We start from the raw sequence: 26,096 nt of genomic DNA, 5'->3' as shown, positions 1-26,096 counted from the left end.
CAATCATCGACGTAGCTGCACGCGACGGGTGGGATGCTCAAAATCGGATATGTCAGGCTGCGCGATGCGCGCTCCGCTGACGATACTGCGACGCTGAAATCTATTGGCTGCCACGTCGTGCGCGCTGAAGAGTCGGCCGGCCCGGGCGCGGACTGCTCGTCCGTGCTCATGTCGATCCTCGACTTTATCTCCGAGGGCGATCAGCTGGTCGTCACCCGCCTCAACCACCTCGCCACCTGCACGCGCGAAGTGCTCGACGTGATCGAGCGGCTGGAAGTGCGCGGCGCGAGCCTGTTCGTAGCCGAGTCGAACGTCAGCAGCCTGGGCGAAGGCGGCCGCGCCCTGCGCGCAGCGCTGGAGGCCGTCGCCTCGGTCGAACCCCCATGGAACCGTCGCCGCCGCGGCGCGCCCGCCGCCGACATCCGCGCCCTGCAGGCGGCCGGCGTCGGCCCTGTCGAGATCGCCCGCCGGCTGGGCGTCTCGCGCATGACGGTCTGGCGCAAGCTCAAGGAAGCGGCGGTCTGAGCGGCGCCCGTAGCATGGGGGCTTGAAAGCGAAACGTTATAATATTACATTACCTCTGCCGCGACGGTTGCGGCCGCAGCGGAGGGACGCTTGAAATCTGCCCCTAGTTCCCTCCTGGACGCCTCGGCCATCAGCCTGTCCGGCCTCTGCCTGGCCCACTGCCTGGCCCTCCCCCTCGTCGCCGCCTTCTCCCCAGTCGTGGCGACCTGGGCGGAGGCCGAGTGGGTGCATGCGGTCGCCATTGGCCTGGCCGCGCCGATGTCGACTCTAGCCCTCTGGCGCAGGGGTCAGTCGCCGGTGGTGATCCTGCTGTCGCTGGCCGGCCTGTCGCTCATGGCGCTGGGCGTCGCCCACTGGCCGAGCCACGAGGCCGAAACGCCGATCACCGTCGCCGGCAGCCTGCTGCTGGCCGGCGCACACATCGCCAACTGGCGTCATCGGCACAACTGCGCAGGCAAGCCCGACTAAATCAGGCCGCCATCAGGGCGTCGAAACCGTCGATCTCGACGATCGGCGAGGCGACGCCCGCATCGATGCGCATGACCTTGTTGCAGTAGGTCCGCAGGGTCATCGGATCATGCGAAGCCAGCACCAGAATCCCCGCACGCTCGACCAGTTGCTGCAGGCGCCGGTGGGCCTGGTCGCGGAAATCGGCGTCGCCGACCGCGATCCATTCATCCATCAGCAGCACGTCCGCCTCCACCGACGTCGCCACGGCGAAGGCCAGCCGCGCTTGCATCCCGGCGGAATAGGTCTTCAGCGGCATCTCCAGGAACTGCCCCAGGCCTGAGAACTCGGCGATCTCAGGCAGCCGCTCCTCGACCTCGCGGCGCGTGAGGCCCGCGATCATACCGCGCAGCCGGATGTTGTCGAAGCCCGTCGCCGACGGATCGATGCCGAGGCTGAGGTCCAGCAGCGAGGCGATCCGCCCGTCAACCGCGACCAGCCCATCATCCGGCTCGTAGGCGCCGGCCAACGCACGCAGCAGGGTGGTCTTACCCGAACCGTTGTGGCCGACGAGACCGAGTCGGTCGCCCGGCTGCAGCTCGAAACTGACGCCCTGCAGCGCCGTGACGATCCGACCGCCGTTGCTGAGCGCGCCGCCCACCGCGGCTCTCGCCAGGTGCTTCTTCAGGGATCGGTCAGCGCCGTAGACCGGAAAGCGCAGGGTCAGCTCCTCGACCCGGACCGCGACCAGAGGGTCGCGTGAGTCGTTCGGGCTGGGCACGACCTCCAGCCCGGCCGTGATCGGCCGCACGGTCGACCCCGTCCGCGTCGCCGCCAGCCACCTGCGTCGAGTCGCAATCATCGTTTGTTACGTGACTTGTTCTAACTTATTTCGTTAAAACTGTATTCGGCCATTCCCACGCATTCAAGGCGTGCAGCGGAATGTTAGGGTCCCAATCCAGGCGCCGCATATTGGGTAGAGACCCTAGACGCCGCGGGCTCGGCTACGTCGGGGCGTCGCAACGCAAGGGCATGCTGGACAACGGCGATCTCCGGCCCCATCTTTCGAAGTCAAACGTCTGTTCGTCTCCCAGCGGGAAGCTTGCCCATGTTCATGCGCTTTTTCACCGAGCTGCGCGAAGCCAAGGTGCCGGTGACGCTGAAAGAGTACCTGATGCTCATGGAGGCGCTGGACAAGGTCGTCATCGACCGTTCGGTCGAGGACTTCTACTTCCTTTCGCGCTCTGCCCTGGTGAAGGACGAAAAGAACCTCGACAAGTTCGACCAGGTCTTCAGCCACGTGTTCAAGGGCGTGGAGAAGGTTGAAGGCGAAGGCGTCGCCGATATTCCGGCCGAATGGCTGCGCAAGCTCTCCGAGAAGTTCCTGACGGAAGAGGAAAAGGCCCAGATCGAGGCCATGGGCGGCTTCGACAAGCTGATGGAAGCCCTGGCCGAGCGGCTGAAGGAACAGAAGGAACGCCACGAAGGCGGCAACAAGATGATCGGCACCGGCGGCACCTCGCCGTTCGGCGCCAACGGCTATCATCCGGAAGGCGTGCGCATCGGCCAGGACAAGGGCCGCCACGGCAAGGCCGTGAAGGTCTGGGACAAGCGCGAGTTCAAGAACCTCGACGACGCCGTCGAGCTCGGCACCCGCAACATCAAGGTCGCCCTGCGCCGGCTGCGCAAATGGGTCCGCGACGGCGCCGCCGACGAACTGGACCTGCCGGGCACCATCAAGGGCACCGCCGAGAAGGGCTACCTGGACATCCAGCTGCGCCCGGAACGCCGCAATAAGATCAGCGTGCTGATCTTCTTCGACATCGGCGGCTCGATGGACAGCCACATCAAGGTCTGCGAGGAGCTGTTCTCGGCCGCGCGGTCAGAATTCAAGAACATGGAATTCTACTACTTCCACAACTGCCTCTATGAGAGCGTGTGGAAGGACAACCGCCGTCGCCATACCGAGAAGCTGAACACCTGGGACATCCTCCACAAGTACTCCAGCGACTACAAGGTGATCTTCGTCGGCGACGCGACAATGAGCCCCTACGAGATCACCTATCCGGGCGGCTCTGTGGAGCACTGGAACGAGGAAGCTGGCGCGATCTGGATGGACCGCGTGGCCCAGATTTACGAACACGTGGTGTGGCTGAACCCGACGGCCGAGCGCCACTGGGACTACACTCCCTCGATCGAGGTGATGAAGCAGCTGGTGGGCGACCGCATGTTCCCGCTGACCATCGAGGGTCTCGACAAGGCGATGCGGGAGCTCGCGCGCTAGCGCCGCATCGCCCATCGCGTGCGACCTGCTAAGCTGTCGTAACGTATGAGAGATTCGCCCGTGGACACGGCTCAGGCCAACGAACCCGAAGAGACCAACGAAGCCGCCACCAAGGCCGCGGTGTTCTGCGCCGCAGAACGCTTGTTCGCCCTGCACGGCTTCCAGAACGTCTCGGTGCGCGACATCACCGCCGACGCCGGCGTCAACCTCGCCTCGGTGAACTATCACTTCGGCTCCAAGGACGCCCTGCTGTTCGAGATCTTCCGGCGCCGGACCGCGGAGCTGAACCGCGAACGCGCCCGGATGCTGCACGAGGCGAACGACCGCCATCATGGCGCCCCGCCGGTTCGCGACATCCTCGAGGCGCTGTTCGCCCCGCCGCTGCGCTGGGGCTCTCCGGAGAACGACCGCCGCATCTCGATCCAGTTCATCATCCGCTCGCGCAGCGAGGGGACCGAGGAAATGCGCGAGGCGCTGGCCAAGGACGTCAGCCACCTCGCCCGCTTCGCCGACGCCCTGATCAAGGCTCGTCCTGACCTGCCGCCCGAGACCGTCTACTGGCGGCTGCACTTCTGCCTGGGCATGGTCCATAACAACCGCTTCGCCGAATTCGACCGCCTGCACGTGCTGTCAGACGGCGCGACGCGCGAGGGCGACACCGCCGCCCTGCTGACCCGGATGCTCGACTTCGCCGAGGCCGGCTTCAAAGCCTAGCCGGCCAGCTTCCAGGCGAACTTCAAGTCTTCGACGAAAGCGGCGTAAGCCTGCGCCTTCGTCTCCGCGTCCGGCACGCGCAGCAGGTAGGACGGGTGATAGGTCACGACGCCCTGCGCCTGGTCCGCCAACTGCAAGGCTTGGCCGCGAGACTTGCCGATCGCAACCGGCTTGCCGAACACGCCCAGCGCGGCCGTCGCGCCCAACGCCACGATCACCCGCGGACGCACGATCCGACGCTCGGCGTCCAGCCACCAGCGACAAGCCGAGACATGGCCTGCGCTCGGGGTCTGGTGGATCCTCCGCTTGCCGCGCAGTTCGTGCCGGAAGTGCTTCACCGCGTTGGTGACATAGGTCTCCGCCCGCGGAACGCCGGCGGCTTCCAGCGCCTCGTCGAGAACGCGGCCCGCCGGCCCGACGAACGGCCTGCCCGCCAGGTCTTCCTGATCGCCCGGCTGCTCGCCGACCAGCATTAGGCGCGCCTTGCCCGGACCTTCGCCGGCGACGCCGTAGGTCGCATCGCGCCAGAGCTCGCAGCGGCGGCAGAAATCGACGCCCGCCGCCACCTCCTCCAGCGTCGCGGGCGCGCCCTCCTCGAAGGAGCCGTCGCGCGACAGCCGCTGGGCTTGGCGCACGACGCGGCGGCTGGGCTCGGTTGGTTGCTGGCGGACCATATTATCGGCGCGCGCCTCCGCGGTGGCGACCAGTTCAGGAATGAGCAGCGCCTCGGGCAGGTTCCGCCAGTAGCGCTTGGGCATCTCCCGCTGCATCGCCGCCGTCTTCAGCCGCGCCGGGTTGAAGATCGAGGCGTAGTAGGTGCGCCAGTACTCCTCGAGCGCATCCTCGCGTGGCGCGTCGGCGGGATCGGCCCCGGGGGTGAAGCTGAGCCGGCTGCGGTCCCAGTGCGCGCAGACGTCGGGGGTCAGGATCGACCAGCACATATTGGCGAACCGCCGCTGGAAGAACGGGGCCGTCGCCTGCGTCACCCGATGGGCGGGCTCGAACCAGGCGACATAAGTCTCTTCAGCCGCGTCCTCGACCAGCCGGAAGCGCACGAAGGCCTTCATCTTGTGCGCCGCCCGGGACACCGCCCGGGCCATGTCGCGGGCGCGGGCGACGTCGGGATCCGACGCCAGGTCGAGCAGCTCCGGCGCGTCCCCCAGCCGCCACAGCAGCCGGTATAGCAGCGCAAACCGCTCGCCCGAGCGGTGCATCACCACCTCCTGAGCTAGGTCGACGAATGCTCGCGGCACGGTGAAGGCCGGAGGCCCTGCGCCAGGCTGCCGGGCCTCCTCGCCGAACAGATCGCCCTCGCCGTCCACCGTCCAGATCACGTCCTGCGGCTGTGTTCCCGCCGATCGAAGCGCCCGCGCGGCCAGTCTCCAGCCGTCGAAGTCGATTTCCGAGGCGAGCCGCACAACCTTCATCAGAAGAGACTCAGCTGGGTCGGCGCCGGCCGCAGGTCTTCCTGGTCCGCCAATCGCGTTGGCCGCCAGTCGTCGACCACGATGAATGGCTGCGAAGTCTTGGAGCCACGGCTCAGCCGCCGCACGTCTTCCAGGCGGAGCCGCTTGCGCCGGCGCAGCACCAGCAACTTGTCGACGGCCGTGACGCCGAGGCCCGGCACCCGAAGCATCTGCTCGCGGTCAGCCGTGTTGAGGTCCACCGGAAACGCCCCGCGGTGGCGCAGCGCCCACGCGTGCTTGGGATCGAGTTCAAGGTCGAGGTTCTCCCCGTCGGCGGCGATCTCGCCGGCCGCGAAGCCGTAGAACCGCATCAGCCAGTCGGCCTGGTAGAGCCGGTGCTCGCGGGCCAGCGGCGGCCGCGCCGGCGGCAGGCGCGCGGTGGTGTCCGGGATCGGGCTATAGGCCGAATAGTAGACCCGGCGCAGTCCATAGGCCCCGTACAGTCCAGCGCTGCGCGAGAGAATCTCCCCGTCGAAGGCCCCGTCCGCGCCGACGATCATCTGCGTCGACTGCCCGGCCGGCGCGTACTTCGGCGGCGCCGCGGTGCGCGCCGGTTCGGACGCCGCCTCGATGCCCAGCCGCACCGCCCCCATCGCCTTGCGGATGCGGCGCGCGTCTTTCTCCGGGGCCAGCGAGGCGATGCTGTCATCGCGCGGCAGTTCGATGTTGATCGACAGCCGGTCGGCATAGAGCGCCGCCTCGTTCACCAGCGCCGGCGAAGCCTCCGGGATGAGCTTCAGGTGGATATATCCGCGAAAGTCGTGGTCCTCGCGCAGGGCGCGCGCGACCCGGACCATCTCCTCCATCGTGTAGTCGGCGCTGCGAATGATGCCCGACGAGAGGAACAGCCCCTCGATATAGTTGCGCTTGTAGAAGCCCAGCGTGAGGTCCACGACCTCCTGGACGGAGAACCGCGCCCGCGGCGTGTTCGAGCTGACCCGATTGACGCAGTAGGCGCAGTCATAGACGCAGAAGTTGGTCAGCAGGATCTTCAGCAGGCTGATGCAGCGCCCGTCCGGCGCGTAGGCGTGGCAGATCCCCATGCCCTCGGTCGACCCGACGCCGCGGCCGCCGACCGAGTCGCGACGGGACGTCCCTGAAGAGGCGCAGGACGCGTCGTACTTGGCCGCATCGGAGAGGATCGAAAGCTTGCGCTTGAGGCTGAGGACGGCCATCCGCGCACGTTAATGTTCTATTTTTGTTCTGTCGAGGGCCGAGACGCTCGACGCACCGGCTGTCGCAGCCTAGCGTTCGCACATGGATCTGATCGACCCCTTCGCACAGGCTACGCCGCGCCTTGCCACCCGCCTCAAGAGCGGGGAGCCCCACCAGGTGTTTTCGGGATTCCTGTTCCACGTCGGGGCCGACCGCTACATCATCCTGACCGCGCTGCACTGCCTGCTGCGTCCCAACACCTTCTACTTCAAGAACCGGGGCACAGAAGGGACTTGGGCCGAAACCTACGCGTACGACCTCGACTGCGCGGCGCTGGGGATCAGCGTCCCGCTCTACGATGGCCGCACGCCGCGCTTCCGCTGGCACCAGGACCCCGACAACGCCTCGCTCGACATCGCCGGCGTGCCCGTGCGGCTGCGCAGTCAGCCCCAGGCGATCAACTGGACCGGACGCTTCGGAGACTACGACGTGCTACGCGAGGGATTGCCGCTGACCACCGGTTCGGCGGGGATGATCTATGGTTTTCCCGGCGGCGCGGCGATCCTGCGCGAGGCGCCTATCGCGCGCGGCTTCACCCTGGCCAGCGACTATCGGCTCAACCCCTACGCCTTCCATGTCGACGGCATCGGCGGGGCGGGCTGCTCGGGGGGGCCCGTCGCCTTGCGGGCCGAACGCGGCGACCGCACGCTCATGCAATGGATCGGCATATATGTGGCCACCTACGAGACCGAGCGCCTCGGCCGCTGCATCCCCTTGGAGCGGATCATGGAGCTCGTCGGCGCCATGACCGCCGAGCCGCTGTTGTGGGACGCCTAGGCGTCAAAAAATTAGTTGCGCCCCGGCCGAGCTTGGCGTCCCGTACCGGTGTTGTCGGGGGACGCATGGAGGCTTTGGGCTGCATGGCGACGACGTTCAAACTCAATGGCCGCGAGGTCACGGTCAAAGGCCCGGACGACTCTCCGCTGCTCTGGGCGATCCGCGACGAACTCGGCCTGACCGGCGCCAAGTTCGGCTGCGGCATCGGCGGCTGCGGCGCCTGCACCGTACACCTGGACGGAGAGCCGGTGCGCTCCTGCATCACCCCGGTCAGCTCCATCGCCGGCCATGCGATCACCACCATCGAAGGCCTCGACCCCAGCGGCCGCCACCCGCTGCAGCTGGCCTGGATCGAAGCCCAGGCCCCGCAGTGCGGCTACTGCCAGTCGGGCCAGATCATGTCGGCTGCGGCGCTGCTGAAGTCGACGCCCAACCCGACCGACGCCCAGATCGACGACGCGATGAACGGCAACCTCTGCCGCTGCATGTCCTACGTGCGGATCAAGAAGGCCATCAAGCTGGCCGCCGCAAAGATGCAAGGCGCCAAGGCATGAACGCCGTCGCTCCCCTCTCCCGCCGCGGCTTCCTGGCCGCGATCGCCGCAACCGGCGCGGCCATGACCTTCACCGTGGGGCCGGACGAGGCGGCCGCCGCGGCCGGCGATTTCGAGCCGACCATCTGGTACTCGATCGGCCGCGACGGGATCGTCACCGTCAACGTGATCCGGGCCGAGATGGGCCAGCACGTCGGCACCGCCATCGCCCGCATCGTCGCCGACGAACTCGAAGCCGACTGGTCGAAGGTCCGCATCAATCACGTGGACTCCGCCGCCAAGTGGGGCCTGATGGTCACCGGCGGTAGTTGGTCGGTCTGGCAGAGCTATCCGCTCATGAGCCAGGCCGGCGCCGCCGGCCGAATGGTGTTGATCGAGGAAGGCGCCAAGCTGCTCGGCGTCGATCCGAAGTCCTGCACGGCGGCCAACAGCGTCGTCAGCGGCGGCGGCAAGTCGATCGGCTACGGCGACATCGTCGCCCGCGGCAATTTGAAGCGCAGCTTCACCGCCGACGAACTCGGCAAGATGCCGATCAAGAAGGCCGCCGAGCGCCGGCTGGTCGGCAAGCCCTCGGCCCAGCTCGACATCGCCGAGAAGGTCGACGGCTCGGGCAAGTTCGGCATCGACGCCAAGATCGACGGCATGGTCTACGCCCGGCCGAAGATCCCGCCGACGCGCAACGAGTCCAAGGTCGTCTCGGTCGACGACAGCGCCGCCAAGGCGGTGCCAGGCTACCTCAAGACCATCACCCTCGACGATCCGTCCGGCACCGTCCCGGGCTGGGCGATGGTCATCGCCGAGAGCTTCGTCGCCGCCGACGCCGCATGCGAACTGGTCAAGGTCGAGTGGAGCTCGGGCGACACCGACAAGACCTCCGAGGCCGACCTCCAGAAACGCGCCAGCGCCCTGATCGCCGATCCCAAGGCCGGCGCGCTGGTGGTCGAGGACCCGGGCGTCGACGCCGCCTTCGCCGCCGCCAAGACCAAGCTGGAGCGGACCTACACCACCGCCAGCGCCCTGCATTTTCAGCTCGAGCCGGTGAACGCCCTGGCCATCGCCAACAAGGACGGCTCCTACGAGATCCACACCGGCAACCAGTGGCAGTCGCTGGTGCTGCCGTGGCTCTCCAAGGCGCTCGGCGTCCCAGAGGACAAGATCGTCCTGAAGACCTATCTGCTCGGCGGCGGCTTCGGCCGGCGGCTCAACGGCGACTATGCGGTGCCGGCCGCGCTCGCCGCCAAGGCGCTCGGCCGGCCGGTGAAGATGGTCTGCACCCGGGCCGACGACAGCCGCTTCGACTCCTTCCGCTCGCCCTCGGTCCAGGTCGTGAAGATGGCGTTCGGCGAGGGCGGCCGCGTGACCGCCATGGACCACGCCGCCTGCGCCGGCTGGCCGACCCAGGTCATGGCCCCGTTCTTCATGCCCAAGGGCGCGAATGACGTCGCCTACGACCCCTTCGCGATCAGCGGCGCCAACCACTGGTACAGCGTCGGCGCCCAGCGCGTGCGCGCGGTGCCCAACGACCTGGCCAACCGCGCCTTCCGCCCGGGCTGGCTGCGCTCGGTCGGCCCCGGTTGGACCAACTGGGCGGTCGAGTGCTTCATGGACGAGGCGGCCCAGTCGGTCGGCAAGGACCCTCTGGCCTTCCGCCTGGCCATGCTGGACGGCGCCGGCCGCAACGCCGGGACCCCGCCCAACTCGGTCGGCGGCGCCAAGCGCCAGGCCGCCGTGCTCTCGCGCCTCGCCGCCAAGGCCGGCTGGGGCCAATCCCTGCCCAAGGGCACGGGCCTGGGCATCGCCACCACCTTCGGCCAGGAACGCGACATGCCGACCTGGGTCGCCTGCGCCGCCCGGGTCAGGGTCGACGCCGCCAGCGGGGCGGTGAAGGTCGAGAAGCTGACCCTCGTCGCCGATGCGGGGACCATCGTCTCGCCCGAAGGCGCCCTGGCGCAGATGGAGGGCGCGGCGCTCTGGGGCATGAGTCTGGCCCTATTCGAAGGCACCGAGTTCGAGAACGGCGCGCCGCGTGACACCAACCTCGACGGCTACACGCCGCTGCGGATGGCCGACGTGCCCGAGCTCGATATCGAATTCATCGAGAGCGCCGAGGTCCCGGTCGGGCTGGGCGAACCAGCGACCACGGTCGTCGGGCCGGCGATCGGCAACGCGATCTTCAACGCGAGCGGGGCGCGGGTCCGCCACCTGCCGATCCGCTCCGAGGACGTGCTCAACGCCTTGAAGACCAAGTCTTAACCCGCGACGGGCTATCTCCGGGCCGCGCCTCCCCCCTCTTGGCGCGTAGCAGATACCGGAAAGCCCTGATGCATCGCCTTCTTCTCGTCGGCGGCGCGGCCGTCGCCGCGCTCCTGTCCTCCAGCGCCGCGTTCGCCGCAGACGCGCCGCAGGTCGAGGAGCTGATCGTCACCGGCGAGAAGGCTGACCGCAGCCTGCAGGACACCGTCGCCAGCGTCGCACTGTTCACTGAGCGCGACCTCGACGCCCGCAACGTCCGCGACCTGAGCGACCTGGTGAACCAGGCCGCCAACGTCGGCCAGACCTATCAGGGCTTCGGCTTCACGATCCGCGGCGTCGCCAACAACGGCGTCTCGGGCGGCGGCAGCGGCGGCCTGGCCACGGTCTATCTCGACGGTGCGGCCCTGCCCGACCGCGCGGTGGCGGCCGGCCCGCTGGACATGTGGGACATCGCCCAGGCCGAAATCCTGCGCGGCCCGCAATCGACCCTCCAGGGCCGCAACACGCTCGCCGGCGCCATCGTCCTGCGCAGCAACGACCCGACCTGGACCTGGAGCGGCGTGGCCCGCGCCGACGTGGCCGACGACGAGTCCCGCATCCTCGCCTTCGCCGCCGGCGGCCCGATCGTCGCCGACCAGCTGGCCTTCCGCCTGTCGTTCGAGGACCGCGAGTCCGAAGGCTTCACCTACAACGCGACCCGCAAGACCGAGGAAGACCCGCTGCTGTCGACTACTGTCCGCGGCAAGCTGCTGTTCACCCCCTCGGCCCTGCCCGACCTGACCGTGCGCGCCAGCGTGCTGCACAACCGGCACAAGGGCGGCTACATCTACAGCTACTCGCGCTCAGACGTGCCGGACCCGGCCGGCGCCCGCGTCGCCACCAGCGACTATCCGGGCCAGACCCGCAGCACCTCCGACATCCTGACGGTCAACGCCGACTACGCCCTCTCCGACCAGTTGAAACTCACCTCGGTGACCGCCTGGAGCAAGGTGCGCAGCGCCAGCCTGTTCGACATGGACGGCGGCCCGGCCTCGATCGCCTACGGCCAGGAAGACGACCTCGACCGCTCGTTTTCGCAGGAACTGCGGCTGCATTACGAAGGCGAGCGCCTCTCGGGCCTGGCCGGCGTCTACTACGCCGACCGCGACCGCGACTTCGCGGTCGCCACCCGCAACGCCCTGGCCACGCCGCGCGCGACCCTGCTGGGCGTGCTGATGAGCGCGCCGTTCAACCTGCCGGCGGCCACCGCCAACGCCGCGGCCAACGCCTATGTCGCGGCCCTGCCGGCGGTCTCGGTCGACTTCGCCGGCCGCGCCCCGGAAGAGATCCAGACGGTCGCCCTCTTCGCCGACGGCCGCTACCAGCTGACGCCGCAGCTCTCGCTGCTGGCCGGCTTCCGCTATGACCGCGAAGAGAACACCCTGTCGGTGGCCCAGACCACGCGCTTCGCCGGGACCTATCCGAACCCGGCCGCATTCGGGACCCTGGCCCCCGTGATCGCCGGCCTGAATCAGGTCGTCGGCCTCTACGTCGCCCAGGCCACCGCCAACCAGCCGGACACCTCGCGCACCTTCGAGGCGTTCCTGCCCAAGCTCGGCCTCAAGTACGACCTCACCGAGGACGCCTCGCTGAGCTTCGTGGCTCAGCGCGGCTACCGCTCGGGCGGCGCGAACATCAACGTCATCCGCTCGGCGGTCGTGCCCTACGATCCGGAGTACACCTGGAACTACGAGATCGCCGCCCGCACCAGCTGGCTCGACGGCGCCCTGACGGTCAACGCCAACGCCTACTACGTCGACTGGACCGACCAGCAGGTGGTCGTGAACCTCAGCGCCACGCCCTACGACTACCAGACCGAAAACGCAGGCGCCTCGACCCTCTACGGGGCCGAGCTGGAAGCGGCCTACCGCCCGTCGGCCGCCTGGGACATCTATGGCTCGGTCGGCTACAGCCATACCGAGTTCGACGACTTCACGATCCGCGCCGGCACGACGACCATCGACCTGTCGGGCAGCGAGTTCGCCTTCGCTCCGGAGTGGACCTGGAACCTCGGCGGCGCCTATCGCTGGGACAACGGCGTGTTCGTGAACCTCGACGCTGGTTACCGCAGCAAGTCCTACGGAGTCTCGGGCCCGACCCAGAGCGCCAACAAGCTCGACGCTCGCACCCTGCTCGGCGGCAAGATCGGCTACCAGGCCGAACGCTGGACCCTGGCCGCCTACGCGACCAACCTGCTGGACGAAGAGTACGTCCAGTTCCGCCAGCCGACCCTCAACCGCGCCATGTACGGCGCGCCGCGCGTCTTCGGCGCGGTCCTCGAAACCCGTTGGTGACGAGGTAGCGTTCTACAAATCCAAAAAGCTCAGAGCGCGATCAGATTCTATCGAAGCCCGATTGCGCTCTGGGCCGCGCGCGCCCCTTCCCCCGCAGTATCGGACTCTGGTACGACGGTCGGCATAAAATTTAGCCGTAATGATTAGGGAGTCGCCCGCGCGACCCATTTAGCGATCCGTGCGCGGGCGGGACGCGATTGGAAGCACATATTTCAAGGCAGGACGCGGCAGACGCCGCGTCTGAAGACGCCCCTGTCGAACTCACCCTGGCGGAGAAGGAAGCCGCCTACGAGAAGTTCGTCTGGGACAACCTGAAGCGCAATTACATCGGCAACTACCTGCACGGCATGCTGGGCATGACCGGGTTCAGGTTGATCAACGCCCCGACCTTCCTCCCCGCCTACCTGCACATGATCTCCGGATCGAACACCATCGTCGGGCTCGGCCTGGCGCTGCAGCAGGTCGGCAGCGTGATCTCGCCGATCTTCGGCGCCACCCAGATCGAACACCGCAGCAAGGTGATGCCTGCCGCCGTTTGGATGGGCGGCCTGGCCCGCGTCCAGATCATCGGCATGGCCCTGGCCGGCTGGTTTCTGAAGGGCCAGTCCCTCGTCGTCACGATGATGGTCCTGATGTTCCTGTTCGGGCTGTTCATGGGCACCCAGCGGGTGGTGTTCGGGCTGCTGATGGCCAAGGTCATCCCGCTCAGCCGCCGCGGCCGCCTGCAGGCTTGGCGCAACGCCACCGGCGGGCTCATAGCCGCCGCCCTTGCATGGGCGGCGGGCAAATACCTGATCGAGGGCAACGTCTTCGGCAACGGCTACGCGACCACCTTCGCGCTCGCCGCCTTCCTGACCAGCATGGGCCTCTGGGCGCTGCAGATCCTGCTCAAGGAGCCTGAGCCTCCGAACCTGCCGGCCCAGGCGCGGTTCCGCGACCGGCTCAAGGACTTCCCGGCGCTGATCATGTCGGACAAGGGCTACGCCTGGTTCCTGGTCGTGCAGATGGTCGCCACGGCCAGCCGGATCGCCACGCCGTTCTACATCATCTTCGTCTCGTCCACGATGAAGCTGGATGGCATGACGCTCGGCCTGCTCAGCCTCGCCTTCCTCGGCGCCGACACCCTGTCGAACCTGGTCTGGGGCTATCTGGGCGACAAGACCGGCTTCAAGCTGGTGCTGGCGGTCTCGCTGTTCGCCTGGACGCTGGCGACCGCCCTGCTGATGCTGAACCACGCCCCGTGGGCGGTGTTCCTGGCCTTCTTCGGGCTCGGCGCGGCCCAGTCCGGCTACATGATGGCGGCCCAGACGATGATCCTGGAGTTCGGCTCGCGGGCCGAGATGCCGATGCGGATCGCCATCTCCTCCACCGCCGAGGGCATCATGGCTTCGCTCGGTCCGCTGGCCGGCGGCTTCATCGCCGACCACTACGGCTTCAACGTCGTGTTCGGCGCATCGATCGGCTTCCTGGTGGTCGGTCTGCTGATCCTTCTCACCGTTGTGAAGGAGCCGCGCACGGCGCGGATGGCCTCGCTCTAAAGGCGTGCTAGATCGGACGGCATGAAGCCCGAGAAGGATCCCGAGGTCGTCGACCTCTCCCAGCATCGAAAGGCCGTCCAGGCTCGCGAGGCGGCGGCGAAGGCCGCCCGCGAGAAGGCCGCCCGCCAGGCCAAGACGGGCGGCTCGATGCTCGGCGGGCGCAAGCACGCCGGGCCGATCCTGATCCTGGTGATCCTGGTGCTGCTGGCGATCTTCGTCCTGCCGCGAGTGCTCTAGGGCGTTTTTCGCCGGGCCGTGTCACACGACCCAGGCCCCGCGCGTCCTGTTGCTGAACCCCCAGCACAGGACCTCCCCATGTCTGCTCGCCTGAACCCCTACGCCGCCGCGCCGGAAATGATCTCGGCCATGACCGCCCTCGAAACGGCGGTGGTGTCTTCCGGTCTCGAACACAGCCTGATCGAGCTGGTGAAGACCCGCGCCTCGCAGATCAACGGCTGCGCCTTCTGCATCCACATGCACACCCGCGACGCCCGCGCCCATGGCGAAAGCGAGGAGCGGCTGTATCTGCTCTCGGCGTGGTGGGAGAGCTCCCTGTTCACCCCCCGCGAGAAGGCGGCCCTGATCTGGACCGACTCCCTGACCCTCATCGCCCAGACTCGCGCCCCGGACGCCGACTATGCGACGATGCGCGAGCACTTCGACGAGGCCGAAGCCGTGAAGCTGACCATGCTGATCGGCGCCATCAACGTCTGGAACCGGCTGGCCGTCGGCTTCCGCAGCCAGCACCCGCGCAAATGGGTGGCCGAAAAAGCGGCCTAAAGCGAATCCGGCAGCTCCTGACCCGGCTTCCCCTGATCGTCATCCCCAGCCGCGTATGCGCGCCGGGGATCCATAGGCGCAGGCGGTATTCGGCAAGGCTCGGCTTCTATGGATGGCCTGGACCTGCCGGCCCGGCCATGACGAGAAACAAAGGCGCTCCCTAAGCCGCCATCTTGCTGGCGGCGGCCTGGGCGATGCGCGCCTTGGCCATCTCGTTGGCGACTTGGTCGCTCGGCCGCCCCTCCGACGCGGCGCGGTCGAGCACCTCTTCCAGCGTCAGCGTCAGGCGATCGAGTTTGGCCTCGACCCAGGCCTGGTCGAACGCCTCGCCGCGCTCCAGGGCCCGGATCTCGCCGGCGACGTTGATGATGCCCCCGCCGTTGATCACGTAGTCGGGCGTGTAGAGGATCCCGCGCGCGAACACTTCGCGGCCGATCTCGGGCGTCGCCAGCTGGTTGTTGGCGCCGCCGGCGATGATCTTCGCCTTCAGCCGCGGCAGGGTGCTCTCGTTGATCGCCCCGCCCAGGGCGCACGGCGCAAAGACGTCGGCCTGCGCGTCAAAGATCGCCCCCGGCGCCACGATAGCCGCCCCGGTGAGCGCCGCCACCTGCGTCAGCGCCTCTTCGTTGACGTCGGTGATGATCAGCTTGGCGCCGGCCGCGTGCAGTTTCTCTGCCAGATAGGCGCCGACATGGCCGACGCCCTGGATGGCGACGGTGACACCGTCCAGCTCACGGTTCAGACCGCGGCGCACCGCCAGCCGCACGCCGCGGAACACGCCCTCGGCGGTGACCGGGCTCGGATCGCCCGAAGCGGCCGGATGTCCTTCCAGGCCGGCGACATAGCGGGTCTCCCTGCGCGCATAGCCCAGATCGACAGGCGAGACGCCGACGTCCTCGGCCGTCCAATAGACGCCGTTCAGCGCCTCGATCGCGCGGCCGAACGCCTCGAACAGCGCCGGGGTCTTCATGGTCCGGCTGTCGCCGATGATCACCGACTTGCCGCCGCCCAGCTCCAGGTCGGCCATGGCGTTCTTGTAGGACATCGCCCGCGACAGCCGCAGGGCGTCCTCCAGCGCGGCCTCGGCGCTGGCGTAGGGCCACATCCGGCAGCCGCCCGCAGCGGGCCCGCGGGCCGTCGAATGAACCGCGACAATGGCCTTGAGGCCGGTTTTTTCATCGAAGAACGCATGAACGCCTTCGTGACCCTCGAACGCGGGAGAATCGAACAAGGTCATGCTGCGGTCTAAGCCTCGAACTGGAAGAGCTTGTCTCGCCTTACGCCCCTCCCCGGCGCGTCACAAGCCTGCTCTAAGTCGCGCCGCCGCCTCGGCGTTGATCGGCGCGTTGGGTTGGGTCGGCGAACCCGGAATGGTCGGCGCGCCGGACGGCAGCGGCGCCTGCGGCGTCTTGATGAACGACAGCAGGTCGGCCCACACCACCGGCCCCTGGCGGTCGCGGGTCATCAGGTGCCAGCCCTTGGCGTAGTAGGCCGAACGGTCGGTCGGCTTGAGCTTGCTAGCGGCCTGGAAAGACGGCTTCTCCGGAATGATCTCGTCGTTGGCGCCGTAGATGTAGAGGGTCGGGACCTTGATCTGCCCTGTACCGGCCCAGGCCCGCTCCATCATCGCCACCAGGCCGTAGAGCGTGTCCGAGCGCGCGCCCCACACCATCAGCGGGTCGCGGCCCATGGCGACCAGTTCCTCGTGATTATCGGTCGGCTTCACCCGGCTGGTCAGCCAGCGCGGCGGCTCGTAGACCTTGGCGGCGGTGAAGCGCGAGGCCAGCCACAGCATGGTCTTGTAGGGCAGGGGCTGGTTCGACCAGCCCCAGACCGCCGGCGCCATCAGGATCAGCCGGTCGGCGTCGGGCGGCACGTCGGAAGCAAACGCCTCGATCGCCACGGCCCCGCCCATGCTCTCGCCGGCGACGATCAGCGGCACGCCCGGATGACGCATCCGCACCACTGAGACCATCGTCCGCAGGTCGTTGATCATCAGTTCGTCGCCGCCCCAGATGCCGCGGTTGGGCGAGCGCCCGAACCCACGCTGATCGAAGGCGTAGGTGGTGACGCCGTTCTGCGCCCAGTACGGCGCGGCCAGGTGAAAGGCGTTGGCGTAGTCGTTCATGCCGTGCAGCGCGACGACCACCGCCTGAGGATCGCCCCGTGCTTCCCAGCGGCTGAGGCCCAGGCGGGCGCCGTCGAACGAGACGAAGGCGTCCTGCTCCAGCCGCGGCCCCTGAAACCCGCTCGGCGGCGCGCCGGCCTGCTGCACCATCAACGGCGTGCAGGCGCTCAGCATCAGGGCGACGGCGATGGCGACGAGGCGTTTCACGAGCCCAAAATCTCCAAAACCCTTTGGCGAAGATAGGGCGCCGCCTCAGCCTCGAACCAGGGGTTCCGTTTCAGCCAGCCGGTGTTTCGCCAGGATGGGTGCGGCATCGGCAGATAGTCCGGCGCATAGTCGCGCCAAGCCCGCACCGTCTCTGTCATGTTGCCCTTTGCGCGGGCGCCGAGCGCCCAGTCCTGCGCGTAGCTACCCACCAGCAGCGTCAGCTCCACCTTCGGCAGCTCGGCCAGCAACTGCGGCCGCCAGAGCTGGGCGCAGCGTCGCGGCGGCGGATAGTCGCCGCCCTTCGGATTGGTCCCGGGAAAGCAGAACGCCATCGCTGCGACGCCGATCTCGGGCCGCCCGTAGAACGTCGCCGCGTCGATCCCCATCCACTGGCGCAGCCGATCGCCTGACGCATCCGTGAACGGCAGGCCGCTCTCGTGCACGCGCCGGCCCGGCGCCTGGCCGGCGATCAGCAGCCGGACCTCCGGGCGCACGAACACCACCGGCCGCGGCGTATGCGGCAGCTCGCCGGCGCAGGCCCGGCAGGCGGCGATGTCGTCAAGAACGGCCGAAAGGCTCATCGGCCCGATATGGGGCCCGGCGCCTTACTCGTCCACGTCGCCTGCAGCTGGCGGGGCTGCGACCACTTCGCCCTCCAGCGGCAGGCGCAGGCGATAGACGCCTTTGAACTTCTCAGGGTCCGCCGGCTTGCCGTGGCGCGTGATGACGATCTTGCCCTGGCGGGCCAGGCCGCGCGCGGTATTGCGCACATGGCCCGTCAGCCGCCGCCAGTTCTCGTTGTCGGCGGCGCGGGCCACCTCTTCCGACGAGGCCGACTTGCCGGGCGCAAGCTTGCCCAGCACGTCGAAGATCACCGCTTCCATGTCGGCGCTCATGATCAGCCGCCCCGCTTCAGGGTTTCTCGGGCGATGACCACCTGCTGGATCTGGCTGGTGCCCTCGTAGATCCGGAAGATCCGCACGTCGCGATAGAAGCGCTCGATGCCGTGATCGGCGACATAGCCGGCGCCGCCGAAGATCTGCACCGCGCGGTCGGCGACGCGGCCGACCATCTCCGAGGCGAAGTACTTGGCCGCGGCGGCTTCCATGGTCACGCTCTGGCCGGCGTCGCGCTTGCGGGCGGTCTCCATGGTCATCGCCTTGGCGACCAGCGCCTCGGTCTTGGAGTCCGCGATCATTCCCTGGACCAGCTGGAAGTTCGAGATCGCCTGGCCGAACTGCTTGCGCTCGGTCGCATAGGCCACGCAATCGGCCAGCAGCCGCTCGGCCACGCCGATGCAGACCGCGGAGATGTGCAGCCGCCCGCGGTCCAGCACCTGCATGGCGACCTTGAAGCCTTCGCCCTCATTGCCCAGGCGGTTCTCGACCGGCACCCGGACATTGTCGAAGATCACGTCGCAGATGTGCGCGCCCTGCTGGCCCATCTTCTTCTCGGGCTTGCCGACCGACAGGCCCGGCAGGTTCCGCTCGACCAGGAAGGCGCTGACCCCGCCGCCGCCGGCCTTGCCGGGGTCGCTGCGGGCCATGACCGTGAACAGGTCGGCCTTGTTGGCGTTGGTGATGAAGCGCTTGGTGCCGTTCAGCACATAGACGTCGCCGTCGCGGATGGCGGTGGTCTGGACGTTGGCGCTGTCGGAGCCGGCTTCCGGCTCGGTCAGGGCGAACGAGGTGATGATCTCGCCCGAGGCGATGCCCGGCAGATACTTGGCCTTCTGAGCCTCGGTGCCGAACATCACCAGCCCCTGGCTGCCGATGCCGACATTGGTGCCGAACGCCGAGCGGAAGGCCGGGCTGGTGCGGCCCAGCTCGACCCCGACCAGGCACTCGTCCTCCATCGACAGGTCCAGGCCGCCGAATTCCTCTGGGATCGACAAGCCGAACAGTCCAAGGCCCTTCATCTCGTCGATGACCTCAGCCGGAATGGCGTCGTCCTCGGAGACCCTGGCCTCCAGCGGCCGCAGCCGTTCGGTGACGAACCGGCGGACGGTGTCGATGAGTTGCTCGCGGGTTTCGAGGTCGAGGGCCATGGGAAGTCTCGGCTATTGGCAGACGTGCTGGTCCGCCGGGGTCTCGGCGAACTTGGAGAGGGTGACGCTGATAACCGGATCGGGCCAGACCTCATAGCCCACGGCGCCGGCCGGGACCGTGCAGATCGTGCTCATCCGCTTCATCAGCTTGCCGCCGCGCAGGGCGGTGATCTCGGCTTCATAAGCCACCGGACGGGTCAGCCCGTTCCAGATCTTCAGGACCGACTGGCGCTTTTCGACCGAGGCGTCGAGCGCGAAGGCCAGCTTGCCTGCCCCCGCGCCCTTGTAGGTTTCCTTGCCGTCGGCGCTCGCCATGCCGACCCGGCCGACCTCGACGTCGTCCAGCGTCGGCTGGCCGGCGTCATCCAGGCGGATCACCGCCCGCTGACCGGTCATCACCTGCACCAGACCGCCGTCGACCTTGGTGTGCGGGTCGAGCCCCGCCGCCGTCAGCGCCTCGACCGGAATGGTCGGCAGCTGGGCCTGGGCGGTTCCGGCCGCCAGCCAGGCGCCAAGCGCCGCAATGGCCACGAGCCGCATGTCAGGCGCGCGCCAGCGCCAGGGCCGAGCCCTGTCCCACCCCGACGCACATGGTCGCCAGGGCGCGCTCGCCGCCATTCAGCTTCAGCGTGCGCGCCGCGGTCAGCGCGATGCGTGCGCCCGAGGCGCCCAGCGGGTGGCCGATGGCGATCGCCCCGCCATGAGCGTTCACGTGGGCGGCGTCGTCGGCCAGGCCCCAGGCGCGGGTGCAGGCCAGGGCCTGGGCCGCGAAGGCCTCGTTCAGTTCGACGACGTCGAAGTCGCCGACCTTGATCCCCAGGCGCGCGGTCAGCTTCTCGACCGCCGGGATCGGGCCGACGCCCATGATGCGCGGCGCGACGCCGCCGGCCGCTCCGCCCTGGATCCGGGCCAGCGGCTCGAGGCCAAGCTTCTCGACCATCTCGGCGCTGGCCAGCAGCAGCGCCGCGGCCCCGTCGTTGACGCCCGAGGCGTTGCCCGCGGTCACCGTGCCGTCCTCGCGGACGATCGGCTTCAGCGCGCCCAGCGCCTCCAGGCTGGTGTCCGGGCGCGGATGCTCGTCCTGCGCCACCACCACCTCGCCCTTGCGGTCCTTGATGGTCACCGGCGCGATCTCGCCGTCGAAGAAGCCAGCGGCGCGGGCCGCGCCGACGCGGGCTTGGCTGCGCTGGGCGAAGGCGTCCTGGTCCTCGCGATTGATCTGGTAGTCGGTGGCGACGTTCTCGGCGGTCTCGGGCATGGCGTCGACGCCATAGGCCTTCTTCATCGCCGGGTTCACGAACCGCCAGCCGATGGTGGTGTCGTAGATCTCCGGGCTGCGCGAGAACGCAGAGTCCGGCTTGGCCATGACGAACGGCGAGCGGCTCATGCTCTCGACCCCGCCGGCGACGATCAGGTCCGCGTCGCCAGAGGCGATGGCCCGCGCTCCGGCGATCACCGCGTCCAGGCCCGAGGCGCAGAGCCGGTTGACGGTCAGGCCCGGAACGCTTTCCGGCATCCCGGCCAGCAACAGCGCCATGCGCGCGACATTACGGTTGTCCTCGCCAGCCTGATTGACGCAGCCATAGATCACCTCGTCGACCAGCCCCCAGTCCAGCTTGGGATAGGCGGCCATCAGGGCCTTGAGCGGATGGGCGGCCAGATCGTCCGCCCGCACCTTCGACAGGGCTCCGGCGTAACGGCCGATCGGCGTGCGCAGACCCCCGCAGAGAAAGACAGTCCGGCCTTGCATCGCGTGTCCCCGCCGCCTAGTTCGCTTCGGGCCGCAAACTAGTGACTGGGACTGCGGCGGGCAAACCCTTCATAGGGGTCAGGGGACGGGAATGGACGGCGGCGAAGAACTCGAAATCGGCGGCTGGAAGCACCAGGTCGTGAAAGACGGCGAGTGGGCCGGCTGGGTGCAGTACGGCAGCGACCCGTTCGAGGATCACGCCGGACCGTTCTACTACCGCGTCGACGAGACCGGCCAACGGGTGTGCGCCATGCGCGCGGAGAAGCACCACATGAACGGCGGCGGCTTCATGCACGGCGGCGCGATCATGACCTTCGCCGACTACTGCCTGTTCGTGATCGCCCGCGACGACCTGCAGGACAGCCGCAGCGTCACCGCCCAGTTCAACGGCGACTTCGTCGGCGCCGTGCCGGTCGGCTCGCTGGTCGAGTGCCGCGGCGAGGTGGTCAAGGCCGCCCGCAGCATGGTGTTCGTCCGCGGCCTGATCACCACCGGCGGCGAGCCGGTGATGAACTTCTCGGCGATCATCAAGAAGACCAAGCCCCGGACCTGACCATGAAGAAGCTCGACGCGGCCATCGCCAAGAAGATCGCGCCCTCGGCGCTGATGGTCCTGATCGCCGGACCGATCTTCCTGTTCTTCGTCATGGACCTGATCATGTTCGCGGCGATGAGCGGGACGCGCGGCGCGACCTCGCCGAACCAGGTGGTCGATCTCTCGATGGAGATCGTCATCTGCATCATGACCGGCGTGCTCAGCGCCTTCGGGGTCCGCTCGATCCTGCGGGCCCTGAAGGACTAGCGCCCTGGCCCGGCTCGTTCCGCTGACGCCGGCCGACATCGCCGAGGTCATGCGTATCGAGCGCCTGCCCGGCTACGACGCCTTCATCGGCCAGTTCAGCGCGGACGAGCACGCGGCCGAGTTAGCCTCGCCCGACGCCCGCTATCTCGGCTATCGCCGCGATGGCGGCCTCGTCGGCTTCGTGATCATCCAGGAGTTCACCGCCAAGGTGGTGCTGCTGCGCCGCATCGCCGTCGGGCAGACGAGCGAAGGCGCAGGCAGCGCTCTCTTCCGCGCCGCCGTCGACTGGATCTTCGCCAACACGCCGGCCCAGGCGGTGAAGCTGCACGTGCGGCCCGAGAACCACCGCGCCCGCCACATCTACGTGCGCGAAGGCTTTGCGCCCTATTCCAGCGACGAGACCGGCGACAAGCTGTCCGTCACTCGCAAGGCCTGGGCGAGCCGCGCCTAGGGAACGATCGTCGCCTCGATCTTGGTGACGCCGTAGACGCTGCGCCAGGCCTTCTTGTCTTCCGACAGCACCAGCCGCCAAGGCGCGGCCTTGTCGTCCAGCGGCGCCCCGTCGACCTTGTCGGCCAGGATCACCGTGCCCGCGTGATAGTCGCGGTCCAGCTCGGCCAACGAATAGACCGCCTTGAAGCCGTCCTTGCCGCTGACCACCGCATAGGCTCGCAGCGGATCGCCGTGCAGCTTGGCCCCGACCGGCATGCCGCCGGCCCGCAGCACGTAGGCCAGGATCGGACCCTCATAGGTCTTGGCGCCCAGCTCGACGCTCTCGCGCGGCAGGCCTTCCAGATCGGCCTGCGTCAGCACCTTGGCCGCCCCGCCGGGCGGCTGGATCGTCAACTCCGCAGCGCTCGCGGCGAACGGCGCCGCGGCCAGGGCGAGGGCGAAAGCCAGGCTCCTCACATCGCCGCCTTCGCCGCCGGGCGGCTGCGCATGGCGTCGGCCCAGCGGTGCAGATTGGTCAGCTCTTCAGGGATCGGCAACTTGATCATCCGCGTGAAGTCGATGCCGATGAAGGCGATGATGTCGGCGATGGTCAGCCGCTCTCCGGCCAGCCATTCGCTCTCGCCGAGCCGGCGATCGAGCACCTTCAGCCCCTTCAGGCCGATCTCCTTGTTGTACTCGCCGACCGGCGGATTGGGCGCTTCGAGCGCGGCCAGCGCCGGATGGGTGTGACGTACGCCCAGCATGAAAGGGTTGGCGACCAGCATCTCGGCCCGGCGGGTCCACATCTCCACGACCGCGGCCTCCTCCGGCGTGCGCCCGAACAGGTTCGGCTCCGGATAGCGGGCTTCCAGGTAGCGGCAGATGGCCAGGGACTCGGTGATCGTCGTGCCGTCGTCCAGCTCCAGCGCGGGAACGTTCGGCAGCCCGGCCTTGGCCAGGTAGTCGGCCTGCTTGTGCTGACCCTGAATCAGGTTGAGCTGGACGATCTCGATGTCGCCTATGCCCTTCTCGGCCATGAACCAGCGGACCCGCCGCGGGTTGGGAGCCATCGCCGTGTCGTAGAGCTTCATCCCTGATCCTCCCGCGGCTCTGGCGGCCGCCCTATTGTCCGAACAGTTCCCGCGGCATGGCGCCGACCAGCGCCCCGGTCATGCAGGTGGCCAGGAAGCCGGCGATCAGCGCCTTCCAGACCATGCCGATGATCTCGTTGCGCCGCTCGGGCATCAAGACGCCCATGCCGGTCACGGTTATCCCGACTGACCCCACGTTAGCGAAGCCGCACAGCGCATAGGTCAGGATCATCCGCGTGCGCTCGGTCATTTCGCCGGCCGGCACCGAGCCCAGCTGGATGAAGGCGATGAACTCGGTCAGCATCAGCTTCACGCCCAGCAGGTAGCCGGCCTTCAGCGCCTCGTCCCAGTGCACGCCCATGGCCCAGGCCAGCGGCGAGAACACCAGGCCCAGGATGCGCTCGATGGTGATCGGCTCGCCGCCGACCACCGGCAGCACCGAGAGCAGCGCGTTGCCGATGGCCACGAAGGCCACGAACACGATCAGGATCGCTGAGATGTTCAGCACCACGGTCAGGCCGTCCATCGTGCCCTTGCTGATCGCGTCGATCGAGCTGTCGTACTTCAGCAACGAGGAATAGTCCGCGTAGAGCCCTCCCTGCCCAGGCTTCTCGGGGATCATGATCTTGGCCAGCAGGATGCCGGCCGGGGCCGAGATGATCGAGGCGACCAGCACGTGCGCGGCGGCGTTCGGCAGCACCGTCTTCAGGATCGTCGCATAGGCGACCATGGTCGAGCCGGCCACCGTCGCAAGGCCGACCACCATCATCAGGAACAGCTCCGAGCGGGTCAGCTTGTCGAGATAGGCGCGGATGACGATCGGGCTCTCGATCATGCCCAGGAAGATGTTCACCGCCACCGCCAGAGCCGAGGCTCCGCCCAGGCCCATGGTCTTCTGGAACAGCAGCCCGAAGCCGCGGGTGATCCACTTCAGGATGCCCCAGTGCCAGAGCAGCGCCGAAAGCGCCGAGATCACGAGGATGAGCGGCAGCACCTGGAACGCGAAGACGAACAGCGCGCCGGAGTTGGTCACCTCGTAGGGTTGCTCGCCCCCGCCCATGTAGCCGAACACGAACTGGGTGCCGGTCGCGGTCGCGGCGGCCAGACCGTCGACCCCGCGGTTGATCGTCTCAATCACCGCCTGCGCGCCGGGCAGCCCGAACAGCAGCAGGATCAGCCCGATCTGCACGGCGACGGAGCCCAGCGCCAGGCGCCAGGGGAAGGCCTTTTTGTTTTCCGAGAGCGCCCAGCAGACGGCGATCACAAAGCCCAGGCCGGCCAGGCTCTGGGCGTTCTCAGGACGAAACATGCATGGCCCCCGGACTCCGCTTTCGCGGCGTCCAAACTTCCTCAGGTCCGCGCGGACTCGCGCAGGAATTCTCGCGCTATTGACTACGGCGGGGCAGGGTCATGCAAGCGCACGCAGCGTCGCGTCCGCACGTCGCCCCTTGACGAAGTCGCATAGCGTCATATTTAATTGTGCACAATTGAATTGGAGATAATCAAATGACCGCTCTCTACGCCACTCAGGCCCGCGCTGTCGGCGGCCGCGCCGGCCATGTCGAATCCCAGGACGGCCTGCTCAGCCTCGACCTGGCGCTCCCCCGCGAGATGGGCGGCAAGGGCGGCGGGACCAATCCCGAGCAGCTGTTCGCGGCCGGCTACGCCGCCTGTTTCGAGAACGCCGTCCGCTACATCGCCGGCCAGCAGAAGATCCCGCTGAAGGGCGCGGCGGTCACCGCCACCGTCGAACTGCATCCGCGCGCCGAAGGCGGCTTCAAGCTAGGCGTGGCGCTCGACGCCGAGACCCAAGGGCTGGACCAGGCCGCGGCCGAAGCCCTGGTCGCCGCCGCCCACCAGGTCTGCCCTTATTCGAACGCCATTCGCGGCAACGTCGATGTTGCGATATCTGTGCGAGCTGAATGACCGCCAAGACCAAATCTTCGCCGAGGACGCCGGCCGCACCCGCGGCCGGCGATCTGCTGGCCCTCGACAACCAGCTCTGCTTTGCGCTCTACGCCGCGAGCGGGCTGGTCACGCGGGCCTATCGCCCGCTGCTCGAACCGCTGGGCCTGACCTATCCGCAGTACCTGGTGATGATGGCGCTGTGGGAGACCGCGCCGCGCACCGTCAAGGCGCTGGGCCAGGCGCTGGATCTCGACTCCGGCACCCTCACCCCGTTGCTCAAGCGGCTCGAGGCGGCCGGCTTCGTCACCCGCCGCCGCGACGCCCAGGACGAACGCAAGGTGCAGATCGATCTGACCGACGCCGGCCGCGCCCTGCGCGAGAAGGCCGCCGAGGTGCCGGCCGCCCTCGCCTGCCAGCTGCATCTGCCGCTCGATGAAATCGTCGACCTGCGCACGACCCTGCAGGACCTGGCGCGGCGGATGAAGGCCTAGCGCGCGCCCAGCCGCATCAGCACTTCGCGCGGAATGCCGTAGTGCTCGATGGCCGGCTTCTGATTACGGATGCCGCAGGCTTCTCGCTGGATGAAATAGTACCAGACCGCCGTCGCGGCCTCTTTCAACAGCGGCGCGCGAACCTCGTCCGGCCCCTCGAACGCCTTCAGCGCCGCGAGCGCCCGCTCGACCCGCTCTCCGGCCCGCCCGAGCGCATAGCCGCGCTCTTCCTGGATCTCGTAGTCGAGGATGCTCGCGCCGGTCTTGAACAGCGGCGACGTCGATCCCTGCGGCAGGCGGAGACTGGACATCCCCCCAATATGAGGCGCGCGCAGCCGGCGGCAAGCGCGGAAAAG

30 protein-coding genes are annotated in these 26,096 nt (G+C 68.2%); 16 read left to right on the top strand and 14 right to left on the bottom strand.

Annotated features, from left to right (window positions below):
- The first annotated feature begins 33 nt into the window (after positions 1-33).
- Complete coding sequence (locus tag GGQ61_RS12995) at positions 34-525, top strand: recombinase family protein (protein ID WP_183773408.1); 492 nt, start codon at positions 34-36, stop codon at positions 523-525.
- A gap of 90 nt (positions 526-615) precedes the next feature.
- Positions 616-993, top strand: coding sequence for a MerC domain-containing protein (locus GGQ61_RS12990; RefSeq protein ID WP_183773407.1), 378 nt, complete (start codon positions 616-618; stop codon positions 991-993).
- A gap of 1 nt (position 994) precedes the next feature.
- Here GGQ61_RS12990 and GGQ61_RS12985 read toward each other — a convergent pair whose 3' ends face one another.
- Entirely contained in the window at positions 995-1,783 is a 789-nt protein-coding gene (locus GGQ61_RS12985; RefSeq protein ID WP_343056136.1) for an ABC transporter ATP-binding protein, read from the bottom strand.
- 297 nt (positions 1,784-2,080) lie between these two features.
- Here GGQ61_RS12985 and GGQ61_RS12980 point away from each other — a divergent pair, with 297 nt between their 5' ends.
- Both GGQ61_RS12980 and GGQ61_RS12975 read left to right on the top strand, forming a co-directional pair.
- Positions 2,081-3,256, top strand: a complete 1,176-nt coding sequence (locus GGQ61_RS12980) for a vWA domain-containing protein (RefSeq protein WP_183773404.1) — start codon at positions 2,081-2,083, stop codon at positions 3,254-3,256.
- A gap of 60 nt (positions 3,257-3,316) precedes the next feature.
- Positions 3,317-3,970, top strand: coding sequence for a TetR/AcrR family transcriptional regulator (locus GGQ61_RS12975; RefSeq protein ID WP_343056135.1), 654 nt, complete (start codon positions 3,317-3,319; stop codon positions 3,968-3,970).
- Here GGQ61_RS12975 and GGQ61_RS12970 read toward each other — a convergent pair.
- Both GGQ61_RS12970 and GGQ61_RS12965 read right to left on the bottom strand, forming a co-directional pair.
- Positions 3,967-5,397: a UdgX family uracil-DNA binding protein gene (locus GGQ61_RS12970; RefSeq protein WP_183773400.1), complete on the bottom strand. Its 1,431-nt coding sequence runs from the start codon at positions 5,395-5,397 to the stop codon at positions 3,967-3,969. The two genes, GGQ61_RS12975 and GGQ61_RS12970, sit on opposite strands and share 4 nt — an antisense overlap.
- Positions 5,397-6,611 carry a putative DNA modification/repair radical SAM protein gene (locus GGQ61_RS12965; RefSeq protein ID WP_183773398.1) on the bottom strand — a complete coding sequence of 405 codons (1,215 nt, stop codon included), beginning with the start codon at positions 6,609-6,611 and terminating at the stop codon, positions 5,397-5,399. The genes GGQ61_RS12970 and GGQ61_RS12965 overlap by 1 nt, the downstream gene beginning before the upstream one ends.
- An 82-nt stretch (positions 6,612-6,693) precedes the next feature.
- Here GGQ61_RS12965 and GGQ61_RS12960 point away from each other — a divergent pair, with 82 nt between their 5' ends.
- From GGQ61_RS12960 to GGQ61_RS12930, 7 genes are all read left to right on the top strand, one after another.
- On the top strand, positions 6,694-7,428 hold the full coding sequence (locus GGQ61_RS12960; protein ID WP_183773396.1) for a hypothetical protein: 735 nt from the start codon (positions 6,694-6,696) through the stop codon (positions 7,426-7,428).
- Between the two features lie 83 nt (positions 7,429-7,511).
- The gene (locus tag GGQ61_RS12955) at positions 7,512-7,982 is read left to right on the top strand and encodes a (2Fe-2S)-binding protein (protein WP_183773394.1); all 471 of its coding nucleotides are present in this window, start codon (positions 7,512-7,514) and stop codon (positions 7,980-7,982) included.
- Positions 7,979-10,234 carry a xanthine dehydrogenase family protein molybdopterin-binding subunit gene (locus GGQ61_RS12950; protein WP_183773392.1) on the top strand — a complete coding sequence of 752 codons (2,256 nt, stop codon included), beginning with the start codon at positions 7,979-7,981 and terminating at the stop codon, positions 10,232-10,234. Before GGQ61_RS12955 ends, GGQ61_RS12950 begins: the two co-directional genes overlap by 4 nt.
- Before the next feature lie 68 nt (positions 10,235-10,302).
- Positions 10,303-12,567: a TonB-dependent receptor gene (locus GGQ61_RS12945; RefSeq protein ID WP_246370837.1), complete on the top strand. Its 2,265-nt coding sequence runs from the start codon at positions 10,303-10,305 to the stop codon at positions 12,565-12,567.
- Positions 12,568-12,764: 197 nt separating this feature from the next.
- Entirely contained in the window at positions 12,765-14,105 is a 1,341-nt protein-coding gene (locus GGQ61_RS12940; protein WP_246370829.1) for an MFS transporter, read from the top strand.
- Between the two features lie 21 nt (positions 14,106-14,126).
- A complete protein-coding gene (locus tag GGQ61_RS12935; protein ID WP_183773390.1) occupies positions 14,127-14,342 on the top strand; it encodes a hypothetical protein in 216 nt (71 codons plus the stop codon).
- Positions 14,343-14,420: 78 nt separating this feature from the next.
- Positions 14,421-14,885 (top strand): carboxymuconolactone decarboxylase family protein, encoded by a 465-nt coding sequence (locus tag GGQ61_RS12930; RefSeq protein ID WP_183773388.1) that lies wholly within the window; start codon positions 14,421-14,423, stop codon positions 14,883-14,885.
- A gap of 160 nt (positions 14,886-15,045) precedes the next feature.
- Here GGQ61_RS12930 and GGQ61_RS12925 read toward each other — a convergent pair whose 3' ends face one another.
- From GGQ61_RS12925 to pcaF, 7 genes are read right to left on the bottom strand one after another with little or no spacing between them, the layout of a single operon-like run.
- Positions 15,046-16,122: a Glu/Leu/Phe/Val dehydrogenase gene (locus tag GGQ61_RS12925; RefSeq protein WP_183773386.1), complete on the bottom strand. Its 1,077-nt coding sequence runs from the start codon at positions 16,120-16,122 to the stop codon at positions 15,046-15,048.
- Between the two features lie 60 nt (positions 16,123-16,182).
- Positions 16,183-17,220 (bottom strand): alpha/beta hydrolase, encoded by a 1,038-nt coding sequence (locus tag GGQ61_RS12920; RefSeq protein WP_343056133.1) that lies wholly within the window; start codon positions 17,218-17,220, stop codon positions 16,183-16,185.
- Positions 17,217-17,801 carry a uracil-DNA glycosylase family protein gene (locus GGQ61_RS12915; RefSeq protein WP_183773384.1) on the bottom strand — a complete coding sequence of 195 codons (585 nt, stop codon included), beginning with the start codon at positions 17,799-17,801 and terminating at the stop codon, positions 17,217-17,219. The genes GGQ61_RS12920 and GGQ61_RS12915 overlap by 4 nt, the downstream gene beginning before the upstream one ends.
- A gap of 24 nt (positions 17,802-17,825) precedes the next feature.
- Positions 17,826-18,116, bottom strand: a complete 291-nt coding sequence (locus GGQ61_RS12910; protein WP_183773382.1) for a DUF3253 domain-containing protein — start codon at positions 18,114-18,116, stop codon at positions 17,826-17,828.
- A 2-nt stretch (positions 18,117-18,118) separates the two neighbouring features.
- Positions 18,119-19,267, bottom strand: a complete 1,149-nt coding sequence (locus GGQ61_RS12905) for an acyl-CoA dehydrogenase family protein (RefSeq protein ID WP_183773380.1) — start codon at positions 19,265-19,267, stop codon at positions 18,119-18,121.
- Between the two features lie 12 nt (positions 19,268-19,279).
- Positions 19,280-19,807 carry a hypothetical protein gene (locus GGQ61_RS12900; protein ID WP_183773378.1) on the bottom strand — a complete coding sequence of 176 codons (528 nt, stop codon included), beginning with the start codon at positions 19,805-19,807 and terminating at the stop codon, positions 19,280-19,282.
- Position 19,808: 1 nt separating this feature from the next.
- Positions 19,809-21,017, bottom strand: a complete 1,209-nt coding sequence (gene pcaF / locus GGQ61_RS12895) for a 3-oxoadipyl-CoA thiolase (protein ID WP_183773376.1) — start codon at positions 21,015-21,017, stop codon at positions 19,809-19,811.
- Between the two features lie 91 nt (positions 21,018-21,108).
- On the opposite strand from pcaF, the gene GGQ61_RS12890 reads away from it, so the two are divergent.
- From GGQ61_RS12890 to GGQ61_RS12880, 3 genes are read left to right on the top strand one after another with little or no spacing between them, the layout of a single operon-like run.
- Positions 21,109-21,570 carry a PaaI family thioesterase gene (locus GGQ61_RS12890; protein WP_183773375.1) on the top strand — a complete coding sequence of 154 codons (462 nt, stop codon included), beginning with the start codon at positions 21,109-21,111 and terminating at the stop codon, positions 21,568-21,570.
- Between the two features lie 2 nt (positions 21,571-21,572).
- Positions 21,573-21,818, top strand: a complete 246-nt coding sequence (locus GGQ61_RS12885; RefSeq protein WP_183773374.1) for a hypothetical protein — start codon at positions 21,573-21,575, stop codon at positions 21,816-21,818.
- 49 nt (positions 21,819-21,867) lie between these two features.
- Positions 21,868-22,269, top strand: coding sequence for a GNAT family N-acetyltransferase (locus GGQ61_RS12880; protein WP_183773373.1), 402 nt, complete (start codon positions 21,868-21,870; stop codon positions 22,267-22,269).
- Here GGQ61_RS12880 and GGQ61_RS12875 read toward each other — a convergent pair.
- Genes GGQ61_RS12875 through GGQ61_RS12865 form a run of 3 tightly spaced genes read right to left on the bottom strand, consistent with a single transcriptional unit; the run spans position 22,266 to position 24,650 of the window.
- Positions 22,266-22,727: a molybdopterin-dependent oxidoreductase gene (locus tag GGQ61_RS12875; protein WP_183773372.1), complete on the bottom strand. Its 462-nt coding sequence runs from the start codon at positions 22,725-22,727 to the stop codon at positions 22,266-22,268. The two genes, GGQ61_RS12880 and GGQ61_RS12875, sit on opposite strands and share 4 nt — an antisense overlap.
- Positions 22,724-23,341: a glutathione S-transferase family protein gene (locus GGQ61_RS12870; RefSeq protein WP_183773371.1), complete on the bottom strand. Its 618-nt coding sequence runs from the start codon at positions 23,339-23,341 to the stop codon at positions 22,724-22,726. Before GGQ61_RS12870 ends, GGQ61_RS12875 begins: the two co-directional genes overlap by 4 nt.
- 31 nt (positions 23,342-23,372) lie before the next feature.
- Positions 23,373-24,650, bottom strand: a complete 1,278-nt coding sequence (locus GGQ61_RS12865) for a NupC/NupG family nucleoside CNT transporter (RefSeq protein WP_183773370.1) — start codon at positions 24,648-24,650, stop codon at positions 23,373-23,375.
- Between the two features lie 197 nt (positions 24,651-24,847).
- On the opposite strand from GGQ61_RS12865, the gene GGQ61_RS12860 reads away from it, so the two are divergent.
- Both GGQ61_RS12860 and GGQ61_RS12855 read left to right on the top strand, forming a co-directional pair.
- Positions 24,848-25,267 carry an organic hydroperoxide resistance protein gene (locus GGQ61_RS12860; protein ID WP_183773369.1) on the top strand — a complete coding sequence of 140 codons (420 nt, stop codon included), beginning with the start codon at positions 24,848-24,850 and terminating at the stop codon, positions 25,265-25,267.
- The gene (locus GGQ61_RS12855) at positions 25,264-25,740 is read left to right on the top strand and encodes a MarR family winged helix-turn-helix transcriptional regulator (protein WP_183773367.1); all 477 of its coding nucleotides are present in this window, start codon (positions 25,264-25,266) and stop codon (positions 25,738-25,740) included. Before GGQ61_RS12860 ends, GGQ61_RS12855 begins: the two co-directional genes overlap by 4 nt.
- Here GGQ61_RS12855 and GGQ61_RS12850 read toward each other — a convergent pair.
- Entirely contained in the window at positions 25,737-26,051 is a 315-nt protein-coding gene (locus tag GGQ61_RS12850; protein ID WP_183773365.1) for a DUF6665 family protein, read from the bottom strand. The two genes, GGQ61_RS12855 and GGQ61_RS12850, sit on opposite strands and share 4 nt — an antisense overlap.
- Positions 26,052-26,096 lie beyond the last annotated feature (45 nt).

The organism is Phenylobacterium haematophilum, from assembly GCF_014196295.1.
Classification (GTDB): Bacteria; Pseudomonadota; Alphaproteobacteria; order Caulobacterales; family Caulobacteraceae; genus Phenylobacterium; species Phenylobacterium haematophilum.
Note: the sequence above shows the minus strand (reverse complement) of the source record. Positions and strands in the feature narration are given on the sequence as shown.